The organism is Methylobacter sp. BlB1 (assembly GCF_015476545.1).
Taxonomy (GTDB): domain Bacteria; phylum Pseudomonadota; class Gammaproteobacteria; order Methylococcales; family Methylomonadaceae; genus Methylobacter.
The window spans coordinates 1-17082 of sequence record NZ_JADMKV010000079.1 but is presented as its reverse complement, the minus strand read 5'-3'; the positions used below and the strand labels follow the sequence as shown (position 1 = coordinate 17082).

General features: G+C 49.5%; 16 protein-coding genes and 2 tRNA genes. 2 read left to right on the top strand and 16 right to left on the bottom strand.

The genetic code is table 11. The features are described 5' to 3' along the window. Window positions 1–236 precede the first annotated feature (236 nt). On the bottom strand, window positions 237–500 hold the full coding sequence (locus IT781_RS19650) for a tyrosine-type recombinase/integrase (protein ID WP_228779289.1): 264 nt from the start codon (window positions 498–500) through the stop codon (window positions 237–239). 225 nt (window positions 501–725) lie between these two features. Here IT781_RS19650 and mobQ point away from each other — a divergent pair, with 225 nt between their 5' ends. Beyond that, window positions 726–2231, top strand: a complete 1506-nt coding sequence (gene mobQ, locus IT781_RS19645) for a MobQ family relaxase (RefSeq protein WP_305076264.1) — start codon at window positions 726–728, stop codon at window positions 2229–2231. A gap of 141 nt (window positions 2232–2372) precedes the next feature. Here mobQ and IT781_RS19640 read toward each other — a convergent pair. The 11 genes from IT781_RS19640 to uvrB form a co-directional block, all read right to left on the bottom strand. Beyond that, a tRNA-Pro gene (locus tag IT781_RS19640) sits at window positions 2373–2449 on the bottom strand. Between the two features lie 89 nt (window positions 2450–2538). Continuing rightward, window positions 2539–2892 carry a MerR family transcriptional regulator gene (locus IT781_RS19635; protein ID WP_020157695.1) on the bottom strand — a complete coding sequence of 118 codons (354 nt, stop codon included), beginning with the start codon at window positions 2890–2892 and terminating at the stop codon, window positions 2539–2541. Continuing rightward, the gene (ihfA, locus tag IT781_RS19630) at window positions 2876–3172 is read right to left on the bottom strand and encodes an integration host factor subunit alpha (protein WP_020157696.1); all 297 of its coding nucleotides are present in this window, start codon (window positions 3170–3172) and stop codon (window positions 2876–2878) included. The genes IT781_RS19635 and ihfA overlap by 17 nt, the downstream gene beginning before the upstream one ends. 4 nt (window positions 3173–3176) lie before the next feature. Next, window positions 3177–5552 (bottom strand): phenylalanine--tRNA ligase subunit beta, encoded by a 2376-nt coding sequence (pheT, locus tag IT781_RS19625; RefSeq protein ID WP_194971874.1) that lies wholly within the window; start codon window positions 5550–5552, stop codon window positions 3177–3179. Window positions 5553–5578: 26 nt separating this feature from the next. Further along, window positions 5579–6598 (bottom strand): phenylalanine--tRNA ligase subunit alpha, encoded by a 1020-nt coding sequence (gene pheS / locus IT781_RS19620; RefSeq protein WP_194971873.1) that lies wholly within the window; start codon window positions 6596–6598, stop codon window positions 5579–5581. A gap of 146 nt (window positions 6599–6744) precedes the next feature. After that, window positions 6745–7107, bottom strand: coding sequence for a 50S ribosomal protein L20 (gene rplT, locus IT781_RS19615; protein WP_194971872.1), 363 nt, complete (start codon window positions 7105–7107; stop codon window positions 6745–6747). A gap of 15 nt (window positions 7108–7122) precedes the next feature. Continuing rightward, the gene (rpmI, locus tag IT781_RS19610; protein ID WP_194971877.1) at window positions 7123–7320 is read right to left on the bottom strand and encodes a 50S ribosomal protein L35; all 198 of its coding nucleotides are present in this window, start codon (window positions 7318–7320) and stop codon (window positions 7123–7125) included. A 161-nt stretch (window positions 7321–7481) separates the two neighbouring features. Continuing rightward, entirely contained in the window at window positions 7482–8006 is a 525-nt protein-coding gene (gene infC, locus IT781_RS19605; protein ID WP_194971876.1) for a translation initiation factor IF-3, read from the bottom strand. 22 nt (window positions 8007–8028) lie between these two features. Continuing rightward, the gene (thrS, locus tag IT781_RS19600; protein WP_194971871.1) at window positions 8029–9936 is read right to left on the bottom strand and encodes a threonine--tRNA ligase; all 1908 of its coding nucleotides are present in this window, start codon (window positions 9934–9936) and stop codon (window positions 8029–8031) included. A 66-nt stretch (window positions 9937–10002) separates the two neighbouring features. Next, window positions 10003–10079, bottom strand: a tRNA-Val gene (locus tag IT781_RS19595). A gap of 59 nt (window positions 10080–10138) precedes the next feature. After that, a complete protein-coding gene (uvrB, locus tag IT781_RS19590; protein ID WP_194971870.1) occupies window positions 10139–12145 on the bottom strand; it encodes an excinuclease ABC subunit UvrB in 2007 nt (668 codons plus the stop codon). Window positions 12146–12251: 106 nt separating this feature from the next. On the opposite strand from uvrB, the gene IT781_RS19585 reads away from it, so the two are divergent. Then, on the top strand, window positions 12252–13433 hold the full coding sequence (locus tag IT781_RS19585; protein WP_194971869.1) for a pyridoxal phosphate-dependent aminotransferase: 1182 nt from the start codon (window positions 12252–12254) through the stop codon (window positions 13431–13433). 145 nt (window positions 13434–13578) lie between these two features. Here IT781_RS19585 and IT781_RS19580 read toward each other — a convergent pair whose 3' ends face one another. The 4 genes from IT781_RS19580 to IT781_RS19565 form a co-directional block, all read right to left on the bottom strand. Next, window positions 13579–14091 carry a hypothetical protein gene (locus IT781_RS19580; RefSeq protein WP_194971868.1) on the bottom strand — a complete coding sequence of 171 codons (513 nt, stop codon included), beginning with the start codon at window positions 14089–14091 and terminating at the stop codon, window positions 13579–13581. Window positions 14092–14314: 223 nt separating this feature from the next. Continuing rightward, a complete protein-coding gene (locus IT781_RS19575) occupies window positions 14315–14866 on the bottom strand; it encodes a hypothetical protein (protein ID WP_194971867.1) in 552 nt (183 codons plus the stop codon). 432 nt (window positions 14867–15298) lie between these two features. Continuing rightward, window positions 15299–15580, bottom strand: a complete 282-nt coding sequence (locus IT781_RS19570; protein ID WP_194971866.1) for a hypothetical protein — start codon at window positions 15578–15580, stop codon at window positions 15299–15301. A gap of 2 nt (window positions 15581–15582) precedes the next feature. Beyond that, window positions 15583–16815, bottom strand: coding sequence for a DUF6861 domain-containing protein (locus IT781_RS19565; RefSeq protein ID WP_194971865.1), 1233 nt, complete (start codon window positions 16813–16815; stop codon window positions 15583–15585). Between the last annotated feature and the right edge of the window lie 267 nt (window positions 16816–17082).

Below are 17082 nucleotides of genomic sequence, written 5' to 3'. Positions count from 1 at the left end.
ATGGGAATACTCTGCCACTTCCAGTAGCCAATTGTTAGATGCGGTTTATTGAGCGCTTACAGTTCTTCTTGTTATGCAAAGCTTTACTTAACAAGAATTATGCTCAGTTCGTTATTGCGGAGTAATTATCGGAAACCGACAGCGTGTCTGGTTTCCCACGCTGCCGGCTTGGCATAATTTACAGACTCTCCAGGAGCTTCAGAAGATCATCTGATGGGCGATAGCGCACCTGCTTACTATCTGGCGGTAGTGCTATGGTGGCCAGAGCCCGCTTCTTCATGGATAGATTCGGCCTCAATGTAACCATGGGTTGTGAACGGACTTTCATGCCCGAGCCATAAGGCGATGACCGTAATGTCTATGCCTGCTTGTAGTAAGTGCCTGGCCGTCGTATGACGCAATGTATGCGGTGACACTTCGCGACTTTGCAACGAAGCGCATTGCTTCGCCGCTGTGCCCTCAGCCAGCTCAATCCGTTCGGCCACATTCGAGTGCGTCATCGTTTTTTATCAGGACTCCAGAGATAACATTGCTCATCATGGCCGCCTACACTGTTTAACACAATCCTCTCATTGTTAAAACTCTTATCTATAAAAAATCTTAATTTAAAAAAACTCTTATCTATAAAAAATCTTAATTTAAAAATACAGTTATACATTTACATTGTTGAATTTTTCAAAACCCATTATAGTGATGCCCATTCTCAATGATGAAAACAGGTTTTTATGACCCCTCAATCTGAAGCTCAGCACCTTACGTCTTGGGCATTTTTTAGAGTCCAATTCCGAATCATTGGCCGATCCGAACGCCGCCGTCACCGTATGTCAACGTTATCTCCATTCTCTAGCCTCACCTCGGTTGCCTTTGCGGCCTATCGAAGCGGTCAAAGGCTGAAGGACAAGGAAATGGGGCTGACATTCGACTTCAGAAATCGATTAGGCATCTATCACAGCGAGATCATCGCCCCGCCCGATGCCCCTCAATGGGTTCATAACCGCTCAGAACTTTGGAACGCCGTTCAGGAAAAGGAGAAACGCAAAGACGCTCAACTTGCCCGCGAATGTCTGATTTCCTTACCCAAGGAATTAAGTCTCGATGACTGCAAGAAGCTGATTATTGACTATGTGAATACAGTCTTCGTATCCGCAGGCATGGTGGCCGATATTGCGATTCACGAGCCAAGCCATAATCCAGAGCATGGAAACATTCATGCTCACATCCTGCTAACGATGCGCTCGATCGAAAATGATAAATTTGGCCTGAAAGTGCGGGATTGGAGCTCAAGATCAAACGCAGAATATTGGCGAGCAGTAATATGCGAACAGACAAACCAGTACCTCGAAAGGGCAGGCTTGGAGCTACGCGTTAACCACAAAAGTCGAGCTAGGCTTGAAATGGAACAAGGTCGACATTTTGATTACTCCATTCCCTATGAAACACTCGATGTCGAGCCAGAGTTAATTTTGGATCAGTCGCTTCAGCTCAAAGCGCCCCCATTGGAGGACAGCTTCGACAGAATTCCTCCTGACAAAAGTAAACGTGAGTTAGAGGATAGCGATGAGAGCTTCTCTGTAGACCGGAACAGCTCCGCTACTTTAGGTAAAGAAGCGTTTGCGCACGATGACAACGTCTTCGCCTTTCATCAATTCCGACAGGAGGTGCAATCGCTTACAGCGCCGAAAACTCGCATTGAACTGAGAAACGATCAGAGGCTGTTACAACTCCACCATCTAGAATTGCAATTGGAGGATCGACTAAAAAAGCTTGAAGCGATGATCGCAAACCATCCCGATCCCCATGATCAGGAGAGACTTCAACTCCAGGCAGAACTTGAAAAATCCTTGTTCCTAGAGCGAGCAAACCAATATAAACTTTTCATTCACACCCAAGAAGGGAACCGTTTCGATGCCGTTCAACTGTTAACCTATCGACGAGAAGCCAGGTTGTCAGGAAAAGCCTATCAAACCTATCTTTACGAATGGTGCCGAAGGGCCATACGTGACCCGCGCTACTTCGCCATTGAGCCCAAACTTACCCTAACCATTGAGAGAATCCGAGCCCGCGAAGATAAGCGATGGGCCGATTTTAAAGAACAGGCTCTCAAATCCCATTGGGATGAGCCAAGAAGAACTCAGGAAGCAAGGATCGTGCAACAAAGGCTGGATAAAGAACTCAAGATGGATCTTGAAAGGACGCTCGGATTAAATCTTGATCTTAGTCTAGGCCGATAAAGAGTCTGGCTTCGAGCAAAAGCCTCGGAGAGAATCCCTTAGCGCGAACGGCATCAAATCAATTGTTATCACGAATGTTATCACGAAACAATGATTCTCAATATTTCAGAATTCTTTAGTTTCTTAACTCATTGATTCAATTGGTCGGGGCGAGAGGATTTGAACCTCCGACCCCTTGCACCCCATGCAAGTGCGCTACCAAGCTGCGCTACGCCCCGACGTATTGAATATAGAGAATGTTTGAGAAAGGATTGCGAACGCAACCCCTAGCTGTGCGGCAAACTATACCACATTTGCCGCATTAAATCTATTTAAGTAATTCCAAAATATCTTCGAGTTCGCCAATCAACTGATGAATCAACTGCTTGGTGCGGGTTGAGTCTTCTTTGGCGTCATCGCTGGATAGATGAGCTCTGGCGCCACCGATTGTGTAGCCTTGCTCGTATAAAAGAGATCTGATTTGCCGGATCATCAGCACATCGTGGCGCTGGTAATAGCGACGATTGCCGCGCCTTTTGACCGGGCTGAGTTCGGCGAATTCCTGCTCCCAGTAGCGGAGCACATGCGGCTTTACGCCGCATAATTCGCTGACTTCACCTATAGTGAAATACCGTTTTGCCGGTATGGGCGGCAGTTCGTTGTTATTACTCGGCTCCAGCATATGCTTCCACTCGGGCTTTTAGTTTTTGACCTGACCTGAATGTTACCACACGCCGAGCGGTTATGGGAATTTCTTCACCTGTTTTTGGATTTCTGCCGGGACGGCTGTTTTTATCGCGGAGTTCGAATTTTCCAAAACCGGAAATTTTTACTTGCTCACCGTTTTCCAAAGAGCCTTTGATTTCTTCAAAAAACAATTCGACCATTTCTTTTGCTTCACGCTTGTTTAAGCCAAGCTCGTCAAACAGCCTTTCGGCAAAATCTGCTTTAGTTAATGCCATTAAATCAATCTCTCAGCTTTGCACTTATTTTATTCATTACTGTGTCTAACACCCTGTTAAATATAGCATCTATCTCAGAGTCTGTTAGCGTTTGTGAATAATCTTGTATGGTTAAACTTAAAGCCACACTTTTGTATCCTTCTTCCACGCCTTTGCCGCGGTATACATCGAAAATCACTATGTCCTGCAAGGTCTGTTCTGCACAGCCTTTAACAGCATTGATGATGTCGTCGGCCGAGATTTCTTCCTTGACTATCAAGGCTAAGTCGCGGCGCACCGATGGATATTTCGACAACGGCTTGAAGACAGGAATATGCTTATTTAACAATAAGTTCTGATCCAATTCAAACAAAAAAACTTGGCTATCAAAACCCAACTGTTTTTCCAAGGTCGGATGCAGCATGCCTAACCAGCCTATTCTTTCGCCTGCCGGGTTCAGGATTTCAGCCGTCTGCCCGGGATGCAACGCCGCATGCTTTGCCGGTGCAAATTGCACTTCATAGCCGGTTAATGCAAACATGGCCTGGACATCAGCTTTCACATCAAAGAAATCGACTTTGCGGCTTTTCTCGCCCCATTGCTCGGCATAGACGCTTCCCAAAGCCAGGCCCGCCAGCATTTTCTGCTGCCGGATTTCTCCGCCTTCATTAATAAAGCGCAGGCCGGTTTCAAACAAACGCACCCGATTCTGCTGGCGATTGGTATTGTGCAATGCCGCATTCAACAGACCGCACCATAATGTGGTGCGCATGACCGCTAATTCCGAGGAAATTGGATTTTTTAAACTGATGACTATGTCATCCGGCGCCACCGCCTTTTGCATGTCTTCATCGACAAAACTATAGGTAATGGCTTCCTGATAGCCTCTGTCAACCATCAGATCTTTGACACGATCAATGTCCAAAACGGCTTCTGTCGCCTTGCTTAATTCTGAGCGCATTAACAAACTGCTTCTCGGCAGGTTGTTATAGCCATAGATACGCGCTAATTCTTCGATTAAGTCCGCTTCGATGGCGATGTCAAAACGAAAGCCCGGCGGCGTAATTTGCCAGCCATCAGCCTGAGCTTCCACTGACATGCCCAGGCGCTGAAAAATCGCCGCGATTTCTTCATCAGCCAGTGCAATACCCAGTATTTTTTCGATACGTTGCCGTCTGAGCAAAACCGCTGGCCGCGTCAGCAATGCTGACTCTGCTTTTGCTTCGGTGACAGGCCCGACGCTACCGCCTGCGATCTCAACGATCAATTGTGTGGCACGCTCAATAGCTCTTTCCTGCAGGGTAGGATCGACGCCGCGTTCGAAGCGGTGCGATGAATCGGTATGAAGGCCGAATCGACGCGCTTTGCCGGCAATGCTTCGCGGCGCAAAAAATGCGCACTCCAGAAATACGTTCTGCGTGTCATCGCTGACGGCTGACTCGCTGCCGCCCATGACGCCGGCAAGCGCCATCGCCTGCTGGTCATCGGCGATGACCAAGGCTTCAGGATCAAGCGTGATCACCTGACCGTTCAATAAAGAAAGTTGCTCGTCCGCTTTACCCCAGCGCACGTTGATAGCACCGTTCAGCTTGTCGGCATCGAAAGCATGCAGGGGCTGGCCCAGCTCGATCAGTACATAATTAGTGACATCAACCAAAGGTGCCAGACTTCTCAAGCCGGAACGGCGCAGGCGTTCCTGCATCCACAGCGGGGTTTCCGCTTTGGCGTTTACGCCTTTGATCAATCGCCCCAGATAACGCGGGCAGGCATCTTCCGCCTCGACCTTTACTGTTAATGACTCCTGATGATCGACCGCAACTTTCTCTATCTGCGTCGGCGACCAGTTCATGCGGTTTAAAACCGCCACTTCACGTGCAATGCCCTCCACACTCAGACAGTCCGCTCTGTTAGGCGTCAGATCGACTTCAATAATGCTGTCATTCAGTGACAGGTATTTGCGAATATCGGTGCCTACCGGGGCATCAGCTGCCAATTCCATTAGACCGCTGGCGTCAGCGGCTAAGCCCAGCTCTTTTTCCGAGCAGAGCATGCCGAACGATTCCACTCCGCGCAGTTTGGACTTTTTGATTTTGAAATCGCCCGGTAGTACGGCGCCGATCAATGCGGCCGGTATTTTAAGCCCTACGCGCACATTGCTGGCGCCGCAAACAATCTGCAAAGGCTCGGCTTCGCCGACAGCGACTTTACACACTCTGAGCCGGTCGGCATCAGGGTGCTGTTCCATTTCCAGCACTTCACCGATGACGACGCCGCTGAATACGGCTGCCGCAGGCGTTACGGAATCGACTTCAAGGCCTGCCATAGTCAATTGCTCGACCAGTTCTTCTGTGGTTATGGCCGGATTGACGTAGTCTCTTAACCAGGCTTCACTTATTTGCATGATTCAAGCTTTCCCGTAACTGCAACTTATCTGAATTGTTCTAAAAATTTAAGATCATTTTCAAAAAACAATCTCAAATCATTGATGCCGTATCGCATCATAGCCAGACGTTCCACGCCCATGCCGAATGCGAAACCGGAGAATTGTTCATGATCGATATTCACCGATTTGAAGACTTCGGGATGGATCATACCGCAGCCGCCTACTTCCAGCCAGCCGGTGTTCTTGCAGACACGACAGCCTTGACCGTCGCACATCACGCATGAAACGTCGAATTCTGCCGAAGGTTCGGTGAACGGAAAATAAGACGGACGAAAACGAGCCTGGACGTCTTTTTCGAAAAACGCCTGTAAAAACTCGAAAATCACACCTTTTAAATCGCCGAAGCTGACGTCGGTATCGACAAGAAAGCCCTCTACCTGATGAAACATGGGCGAATGGGTAAGATCCGAATCGCAGCGGTATACCCGTCCTGGCGCGATAACCTTGAGCGGCGGCTGCTCGGATTCCATAACCCGGATCTGCACCGGCGAAGTATGCGTCCGCAAAACCGTATGCGCATCAAAATAAAACGTATCGTGCATGGCCCTCGCCGGGTGATGCTCGGGAATGTTCAGGGCGCTGAAATTATGGTAATCGTCTTCAATTTCCGGCCCTTCGACCACTTTAAAGCCGACACCGGCAAAAATTTTGGAAATTCTTCTCAGCGTGGTCGTCACCGGATGCAGTCCGGCAGCAAATTGCCCGCGCCCCGGCAGGGTGACATCGACGCGCTCGCTGGACAGCCTTTCTTCCAGTGCAGCATGCTCCAGGGTATTTTTTCTGGCTTCCAGCTGTTCCTGAAATTGATCCCTGGCTTCATTGATGATCTGTCCGACGGAACGGCGCTGGTCAGGATCAAGTCTACCGAGTTCTTTCATCTGCAGGGTAAATAAACCCTTTTTGCCGAGATACTGGACACGGACTTGATCGAGTTGATTAAGATCTTGTGCTTCCGCAAGCTGTTGTAATGCCTGCGCGAGAATTTCTTCTAGAGTGGCCGACACTGCTCAACTCGCTTATTTAAGTAGATGGGGAGGATAATCCAAAAGGATTTTTTAATCTGGGAAGGATAAAACCTTCACTCCACCCCTCCCCGACCGGAGAGGGGGGAATAATCAGATTACTCAGTAAGAGTAATCGTCTTTTTATTTCAAAGCGGGCTTTGATTTGCTTTAGCGATTTTCGCTATTTCAGCAAAAGCTTCCATATCACGTACAGCAATGTCTGCCAAAACCTTGCGGTCTATCGCTACATTCGCTTTAGTCAAACCATTGATCAAGCGACTGTAAGACGTGCCGCACATTCTGGCTGCGGCATTGATACGAACAATCCACAACGCACGGAATTGGCGTTTTTTCTGTTTGCGGTCGCGGTAAGCATATTGACCTGCTTTGATTACCGCCTGCTTGGCAACGCGATAAACGCGACTACGCGCACCGTAGTAACCTTTCGCTTGCTTTAAAACTTTTTTATGTCTTGCTCTGGCTGTTACGCCGCGTTTTACTCTAGGCATTATTCCGCTCCTTTATTAGCTGTAAGGCATCATGCGTTTTGCCATGCGCACATCTGATGGATGAATACTTGCCGGCCTGCGTAACTGTCTTTTTCTTTTAGTGGATTTTTTAGTCAGGATATGACGTTTAAATGATTGTCCACATTTAAAACCGCCGTTGCCTGTGCGTTTAAAACGCTTGGCTGCGCCACGGTTGGTTTTTATTTTTGGCATTTGTTTGCTCCGATAATTATAAATACAAGATCCCTGAGAAAATAACCCAGCAAGGCAAAATGCATGGCCCTGAAGAATTATGCGCGCCATTTTTTATGACGCCTTCGGCAGCACATCCTGTGCTGCCTGATAACTTTAAAAATAGTGGAAAAGGCGGCGGTTTATTTTTTCTTCTTCGGCGCCATAACCATGACCATTTGACGGCCTTCCATCTTGGGAAACTGCTCGACAGTGGCTATCTCTTCCAAATCTTTTTCTATACGCTTCAACAAATCCATGCCGATTTCACGATGGGCCATTTCGCGTCCGCGGTAGCGTACGGTAATTTTTGTTTTGTCGCCATCGTTCAGGAATTTGGTTAGGCTTCTGAGCTTAACCTGATAATCCCCTTCATCAGTTCCGGGTCTGAATTTAATTTCTTTAACCTGGATCTGTTTTTGCTTTTTCTTGGCAATTGCCAGTTTTTTATTTTGCTCAAACTGGTATTTACCATAGTTCATTATCTTACAAACGGGAGGATCCGCGTTTGGCGATATTTCCACTAAATCCAAGTCCGCAGCATAAGCAATCTGTTTGGCTTCGTCTAACGAGATAATGCCTAATGCTTCACCATCTGCTCCTGTTACCCTCACTCGTCTGGCAGTGATGGCATCGTTCAGGCGCGTTTCATCTTTTTTAGCAGCGATATCTTAATCCTCCAAAGTATGGTTACTTTTTGTCTTCAATCTCTTTTGTTAACCGTTCGGTAAATGCACCGATTGACAGACTACCTAAATCTTCACCCTTTTGTGTGCGCACTGAAACGGTTTGATCTTCCATTTCCTTATCTCCGATCACCAGAAGATACGGCACACGCTGCATAGAGTGCTCTCGAATTTTAAACCCGATCTTCTCATTTCTCAAGTCTAATTTCACCCTGAAGCCTTGCTTTTCGAGGTTTTGAGCAAGCTCTGACGCATATTCGGCATGTCGGTCAGTGATCGTCATCAACACCGCCTGCACTGGCGCCAGCCAAACCGGGAATGTACCTGCATGCTGCTCGATCAGAATACCGATAAAGCGTTCTAACGAACCCAGTATGGCCCTGTGCAACATGACCGGTACTTGTCTGGAGCCGTCTTCGGCGATATAAGTAGCGCCTAACCGGCCAGGCATGGAGAAATCGACCTGAATCGTGCCGCACTGCCAGACACGGCCGATACAATCTTTTAACGAGAATTCAATTTTAGGACCGTAAAAAGCGCCTTCGCCCGGCTGCAGATCCCATTTCAGGCCTTTATTGTTAAGCGCCAGCTCCAACGCATTTTCAGCCTTATCCCAGACCGCATCATCGCCTACGCGATTTTCCGGACGGGTCGATAATTTGATAATGACTTCTTCAAAACCGAAGTCCTTATAAACATCAAACAGCAAATCGATAAAAGTTGAAACTTCGTCCTGAATCTGCCCTTCTGTACAGAAAATATGTGCATCATCCTGCACAAAGTTTCTGACCCGCATCAGGCCATGCAATGTGCCTGAAGGCTCATTGCGATGACAGGAGCCGAATTCCGCCAGACGGATCGGCAAATCCCGATAGCTTTTAATACCTTGATTGTAAATCTGCACATGACAAGGGCAGTTCATGGGCTTAATGGCATAATCGCGATTTTCCGAATGCGTCGTGAAAATCATGTCGCCAAACTTATCCCAGTGACCGGACTTTTCCCATAAAGAGCGGTCCACAACCTGCGGTGTTCTTACTTCACCATAACCGTTAGCGCGCAGTTTATTGCGGATATACTGCTCAACCTGCTGGTAAATGGTCCAGCCTTTATCGTGCCAGAATACCATGCCAGGCGCTTCATCCTGAGCATGAAACAAATCCAGGGTTTTGGCCAGTTTGCGATGATCGCGCTTTTCTGCCTCTTCCAGACGATGCAGATAGGCCTGCAGTTCTTTTTTATCAGCCCATGCCGTACCGTAAATGCGCTGCAGCATCTCGTTATCGGAATTGCCGCGCCAGTAGGCACCGGCAATTTTCATGAGTTTGAAGGCTTTCAATCTGCCCGTGCTCGGCACATGGGGACCGCGGCACAGATCGGTAAACCCACCCTGCTCATACAAAGATAAATCTTCATTGGCCGGAATGGACTCGATGATTTCGGCCTTGTATTCTTCACCTTGGTTTCTAAAGAATGTTACCGCCTCATCTCTGGGCAATACATAGCGCTTGACCGAATAATCCTTGTCAGCCAGTTCCTGCATTTTCTTTTCGATGGCAGCCAGATCATCGGGCGTAAAAGGACGCTCGTAGGCGAAATCGTAATAAAAGCCGTTTTCGATGACCGGTCCGATAGTGACTTGCGCTTTAGGGAATAATTCTTTGACGGCCTGAGCCAAAAGGTGTGCCGTGGAATGACGAATGACATCGACGCCGTCTTCGTCTTTTGCCGTGACGATTTGAAGTGTAGCGTCGTGATCGATTACTGTACTGGCATCGACGAGCTTGCCGTCCACCTTGCCTGCCAAAGTCGCCTTGGCCAGACCGGCACCGATGGATTGGGCAACATCCATCACTGTAACAGCTTGTTCATACTCGCGATGAGAGCCATCAGGAAGGGTAATTACCGGCATTTTTCGTCAACTATGGTTAGTTAGTACAATAAAAAAAGCACCGCGATAGCAGTGCTTTATAAAGTCTGGTAGGCGCGATTGGACTCGAACCAACGACCCCCACCATGTCAAGGTGGTGCTCTAACCAACTGAGCTACGCGCCTGAAGCCTGTGTAACTTCAGAGCCGGCTATTATACCGGCAGAATTTTATTATGCAACTTTTTAAACCAATATTTCTTCCTGAAGCGCTTTAATTTCATCACGGATTTTTGCCGCCTGTTCAAATTCAAGGTTTTTGGCATGCTGATACATGGCCTCTTCCAGCTGCTTCAGCTTCTTGCCCAGTTGCTTGGGCGACATGACTTTGTAGTCCGCAGCCAGCTCTGCGACCTTTTTCTTATCGCCGCCGAACGAAATACCGGCACCGGGGATCGACGTCTGCATGATGTCGGTCACAGACTTGTAGACGGTGGCCGGCTCTATATGATGCTCAATATTAAATCGGCGCTGTTTTTCGCGGCGGCGTTCGGTTTCATCAATCGCCTGCTGCATGGATTTGGTTATGCGATCAGCATACAGAATCGCCTTGCCGTGGACGTTTCTGGCGGCCCGGCCGATGGTTTGCACTAACGATACGACCGAACGCAAAAAACCTTCCTTGTCGGCGTCCAGAATGGCAACCAGAGACACTTCCGGAATATCCAGCCCTTCTCGCAACAAATTGATGCCGACCAGCACATCGAACTGCCCTAGCCTCAAATCGCGAATAATCTCGACACGCTCCACCGTATCGATGTCGGAATGCAGATAGCGCACGCGCACGCCGTGCTCCAGGTAATATTCGGTCAGGTCCTCGGCCATCCTTTTAGTCAGCGTCGTCACCAGCACGCGCTCCTTTAGCTCAATGCGCCGATTGATTTCAGACAGTAAATCGTCGACCTGCGTAGTGGCCGGGCGCACCTCGACCTCTGGATCGAGCAATCCGGTCGGCCTGACCACCTGCTCGGCAAATACGCCGGAGTGCGCTTTTTCGTACGGACCCGGCGTTGCCGAAATGTAGATCCGTTGCGGCGATTTCACCTCGAACTCCTCAAACATCAACGGCCGGTTATCAAGTGCCGAAGGCAATCTGAAGCCGTATTCGACCAGCGTTTCCTTGCGCGAGCGGTCGCCTCTGTACATGGCGCCGATCTGCGGCACCGTGACATGGCTTTCATCGATAATGACCAGCGCATCAGCCGGCAAATAATCAAACATGGTCGGCGGCGCCTCGCCGGGACCTCTACCTGACAGATGACGCGAATAGTTCTCAATGCCGGAGCAATAGCCGACCTCCAGTATCATCTCGATATCGAATAGCGTCCTTTGCTCCAGCCGTTGCGCTTCGACCAGCTTGTTTAACGAGCGCAGCTGCTCCAGGCGTTCTTTGAGTTCGATCTTGATCTTGTCGACAGCAGACAGCAACTGCTCGCGCGGCGTCACATAATGATTCTTCGGATAAACCGTATAACGCGCCACGCGGCGCAGGACCTCGCCGGTCAAGGGATCGAACAACGACAGGCGCTCGACTTCGTCATCGAACAATTCAACGCGCAAGGCTTCCTGATCGGATTCGGCCGGAAAAATATCGATGACCTCGCCGCGCACGCGGTACGTGGCCCGGCGCAGTTCCACATCATTGCGCGTATACTGCATTTCGGCCAGACGGCGCAAAATGGCGCGCTGATCGATCATATCGCCTTTGACCAGGTGCAGGACCATTTTGAAATACGATTCTGGCTCGCCCAGACCGTAAATCGCCGACACGGTCGCGACCACAATCGTATCCTGACGCTCTATCAGCGCCTTGGTGGCCGACAGGCGCATCTGCTCGATATGCTCGTTCAGCGAGGCATCCTTATCGATAAACGTATCTGAAGCCGGCACATACGCCTCCGGCTGATAATAGTCATAATACGAAACAAAATATTCGACGCTGTTTTCAGGAAAGAATTCTTTCATCTCGCCATACAACTGTGCCGCCAGCGTTTTATTCGGCGCCAGAATCATCGCAGGACGCTGGACCTCGTTGATGACATTCGCGATTGTAAACGTCTTGCCGGACCCCGTGACACCCAGCAGCGTCTGGTGGACCTCGCCGTCATTCAAACCTTCAACCAGTTGTTTAATGGCTGTCGGCTGGTCGCCGGCCGGCTTGAAACGACTTTGAATTTTAAATTGTTTTTTCACTCAATACATCTCAAGAAATTAATCATTTTTAACAGCAGACTATTAGCAGGCCATTATACAGAGTATAATCCTCGTTATTTTTGACATTGATTCTACACGGCGGAATATGAGCATCAAACTATCTGATAGAGTGCAAGCGGTTAAACCCTCTCCTACCCTGGCCATTACCGCCAGAGCTGCTGAGATGCGGGCTGCAGGCAAAGATATTGTCAGCCTAGGCGCGGGTGAACCGGATTTCGATACACCGGATCATATCAAAGCAGCCGCTGTTAAGGCACTAGACAATGGTTTTACCAAATATACTGCAGTTGACGGCATTCCAAGCTTAAAAAAAGCCATTATCAATAAATTTAAAACCGACAACGGACTGGATTACCAGCCCAAGCAGATCCTGGTTTCCTGCGGCGGCAAACAAAGCTCGTACAATCTGATTCAAGCCTTGATCAACCCGGGCGATGAAGTCATTATTCCCGCGCCGTTCTGGGTCTCTTATCCGGATATGGTGCTGCTGGCAGACGGCGTGCCGGTCATTATTGAGACCACACAGACTCAGCAATTTAAAATCTCTCCGGAACAGTTGCGTGCCGCCATTACCGACAAGACCCGGTTAATGTTCATCAACAGTCCGTCCAACCCGTCCGGCATTGCCTACTCCTTGGATGAGCTGAAAGCCATCGGCGATGTGCTCAAAGATTTCCCAAACATCATTATCGCCACCGACGATATGTATGAACATATCCTCTGGAAAAAAGGCACCTTCGTTAATATCCTGAATGCGTATCCTGAACTGTACGACCGCACCGTCGTCATGAACGGCGTATCGAAAGCCTATTCGATGACCGGCTGGCGCATCGGCTATGCGGCAGGCCCCGTCGATCTGATTGCGGCCATGACCACGATCCAGTCACAGAGCACCTCCAACCCGACTTCGATTTCGCAAGTCGCCGCCGAAGCGGCTCTGACCGGCGACCAGTCGTTTATCGACGATATGCGCGTCGAATTCAAAAAGCGCCATGATTTCGTCGTCGCGGAATTCAACAAAATGGACGGCGTCGACTGCATAGGTACAGACGGCACGTTTTATGTTTTCCCGAATATAGAAAAGCTGATCGCAAGACTCGACAACATCAATGACGACCTTGAATTCGCCGAGTACCTGATCGAAAAGGCCGGCGTCGCGCTGGTCCCCGGTTCTGCGTTCGGTTGCCCAGGCCATATCCGCATTTCCATTGCCACCAGCATGGCCAATCTGGAAAAAGCGATGGAGCGCATCAGAAACGCCATCTGAAAAATTAATTCACGTTAATACCTGTTTAGGGCGACTGCATGAATGCAATCGCCCTTTTTTTGTTGCAATAATCCCTATGGATAAGCCGGTCTAGCGTCAACCGATTTCAGTTAAATCAAAAAAAACAGATATTTATACTGGAACATCAGTCATCGACCACGCTCCATTTTGAACCTATCGAATTTCCCCGCACCTTAAAACCCAAGACGCCAAGCCATCGCGCGACCATCAGATTGGAATTATGCCAAAGCGTATAGGGCTCAGGGTGCGGCACGAAGTACAGATCCATTTTCGCATTGTAGATGCGCGATGCCTGTGCCGAATTGAACAAATTATCCAAATCGCCACGTAATCGGCTCACTTCCAATGACTCTGCCTGCAGTTCAAATAGCTGCTCGATACCGATGCGTATCAGGCTGCGTACATTCGCCGCAGTCTGCGGACCCGGCAACTCGCGGCGCCCCAGCGCTGCAGGCGTGTCTATGAACAATGCATTAAAGCCGCTGACCAGGCCGGTGTGCCCCAGGGCATAATACTGCCAATCACCATAAGAGTATCGAACCAGCCCGCCAGTTTTGCCGGGCAGCACGAGACTGGAATGCTGTCCATGATCCAGCAGGAACACGGAAACCGGCTCACTCAGTTGCCGCGGCGGCACCACACGTACTGCACAACCATTTGTCGACCCTATCGAAAGCATGAAGAGCAACAAGATTGCAAAACGGCATTTCAGATGAGAAGCATTTTGTGTCTTCATCACGCTAAACGATTATTTCGGCAGAATGTACCTTCTGAAGAGGCTTTCTCCATCGTTTAGCGTTTAACTCAGTAAACAGTATTTCTCAATAGGAAAACTACTGATAACCGCTTGCAAGCCAAGCTTAAAGAGCCTTGCCGCTCGCTTGCGTATAAAGATTGTCAAACAGGCGAATTACGACAGCGATCATGGTTTGAGTGGGCTTGATCGCCGAAACCCGGCTAGGACTTTCCGAGGCGTAATCGTCAATCGCTTCATTCATGAGCTTCACCAAGCCCATCTGAGGACTATCCTCGAATGCCCGTTTTGTGAATCTATCCTGCAGTTTAGCCCTGAGCTTGTCATCCATAGGATTTTCCTGGATTAACGATTGCAGTTCCGCATCCATAAGCACTGCTTGCTTTGCAGCCCAGTCAAAATCCATTTCATTTTGGGGAGGCAGCGGACCGAAAGCCTTTTGAAAGATACAAAGCACATCGAAACACAGATCCATGAACAAATAAGACATGTCCTGATTTTCTTTGGCGACAAGGGCTGGAAATACACCGAAAATAGTCTGGGCGAGCGCGGTCTGATCAAGCTGGAATTGCTCAAGCATTTTTCTGCCGGTATCCTCATCGATGCTCTTGGCATATGCCAGGGCTTGGTATAATTCTTGGTTAGTAAGTTCTTGCATGTGCGCCTCAATAATTCATAGTCTTGGCCAGAATTGTTCTTCATGGATTCTGGCAAAAAGGAATGAATCATATCAGCCAAAGGCAGAGAATGCTTTTAAATTCGCGAAAGCACAGGATAGAGGCTGAAGATATTTGGACAGGCTTTAAAATTGCTTCAGCTCCTAACGGGGCGGGTAGGATGCGGCAAGGTACGAACCGCATCATTCACGTTATTCTCTTGCCGTAATGCTGGATAAATCGATTTCATTATCCCATTCTCTGAGTGCACCCCTCGCGCGACCTAGACATGAGGCTGGAATGCGGCCAATTCTTTACCTGCTGTACCTAACCATGTGTCACCGAGTTCCAATGGAAAACCTGATCGATGCGGCTCGTGCCTTGCCGCATCCTACCGCGCTACAAATGAAGGGTTGATGCTACTCTAGCGCGCCTTATCGCGTTTTGGAAAATACAACATCCCACAGCAGTTCTTTCGCAAATGATTTGGCATCTTCTTCCGTATCAAAATATGCAACTTCGCACTCATCCATTAACTTCACCCACGAAATTGATGGATCAGAAAATGCTTGCTTTAACTCTTTCTCAATTCCTTTTCTAAACTCCGGTTGCTGCAAATCCGTTTTGAATGCGGCAATTGCCTCGTCATCATCTAACCCGACTTGAGCACCATATATACCGCCCAAGACACTTTGAATTAACTTATAAGATTCCATAATTACCTGACTGGTATTGGATAAATCGTGTTTGTTTGCCAAATAGTTTTAACTGGATCATAAACATACCAAGCCTCAACATTAGTTAAGTTATCTACTCGCTGTAAAGGCCCTAGCAACCCAGTTTGTTTACCGACTGGAATATAACCTCTACCCAGCTCAATTCCGGTATCACCCGAAACCTTAATTCGCAATGTTCCAGGCTCAGCATTTCTTATTGCATCATCCAGATAATTTGCTCTTAAGAATTGGTCTGCATGAATCAATAGCTCGTCACTATCAAACGCAGTTGAAATTGGCGTGTAGCCTCTTCTTGTTCTTGAACCATCTGCTGCCACACCTGTTTGTGCTCTTACATAGAGCTGTTCATCTGTGATAGATCCTCCATGACGCTCAAGAGCATGTCCTTCTGCGCGTAATCTATCCAGTTGAGCACTGAGATTTTTGCCTGGAGCTATGTTATCACGAGCAGTTCGTTCATCGAAAGCCGCTTTCTCATGACTGGTTTTTTCGGCGACGGGTCGACTGTTATTACCGGAATTTTTCCCGATACTACTACTCCCTTGTCTTTCTCTCATGGCTTTCAATTCCGACGGCGTCACTGCCGACGATGATCGAGATGAACTATTCGGGGCAGTTTTGTCGACAGCCAGTTTGGGATTCCGTTTCAGATCGTCCCAGTTCCTTTCAAGCCAGACGACAAACCCATCCGGCAGTTTGCTTTTCCGCAGCAGCGCGGAGACTTCGGCCAGCGTGGCGTCGGCGGCGGCGCGGGTGCCGCCGCTGATGATGGCTCGGCCTGTCGATGCCGCGGCCTGACTGGCGCTGACCGCGCCGTTCTTGAGCACATACGCCAGAAGCCCCTGGAGTACCAGGCGGAATAAAATGCCCACCGCCCGAGCCAGGTCTTCCGCCGCCCTGTCGATTTCGAATGGCGAGTAACGATGTTCCGGCGCATGCCAAGCATTGCTGACGGCTCGCCTGAGAACGCCTGCCAACTCGCCCATGCCCTGGCCGATAGCGGCCGCGAGAAAGCCCAATCCCAGCCAAGTAAGCAGCGCGGTGCCGGCTTCCAGGCCTAATTGGCCGCCGACTATCGCGCCGGGCGCCGCGCCTACGCCGCCGAGAAAGATGCCGACGGCCGCGCCGGCGCTGGCGCCTGCCATGGCGCTGATGCCGAGCGCTGCCAACATCTGCAGGAGGCCGGGCAGTAAACCATCAATAATCTGATCCAATTGGCAGCCGGTCCCGGTAAACCGCCGTAGGCGCCAGGCGCAGAGCCCGAAAATAGGCTTGAACGACGGCCTGCGCCCGTTCAGTGAGGGTCGGAGCGCGGATCTCCTGCGGCGTCAGGTAGCGTCCGGCCGGCGAGTCGGGATGGGGCAGGCCTTGTCAGCCAGAACTGCTGGATCGAAGAAAAGGATCGGCGCTGGTGAAGCAACCGGGACCGCCTCCGCCGGCAGGCGCATTGGGATGGCAGCGTTGCTGCTGCCAGGAATCGT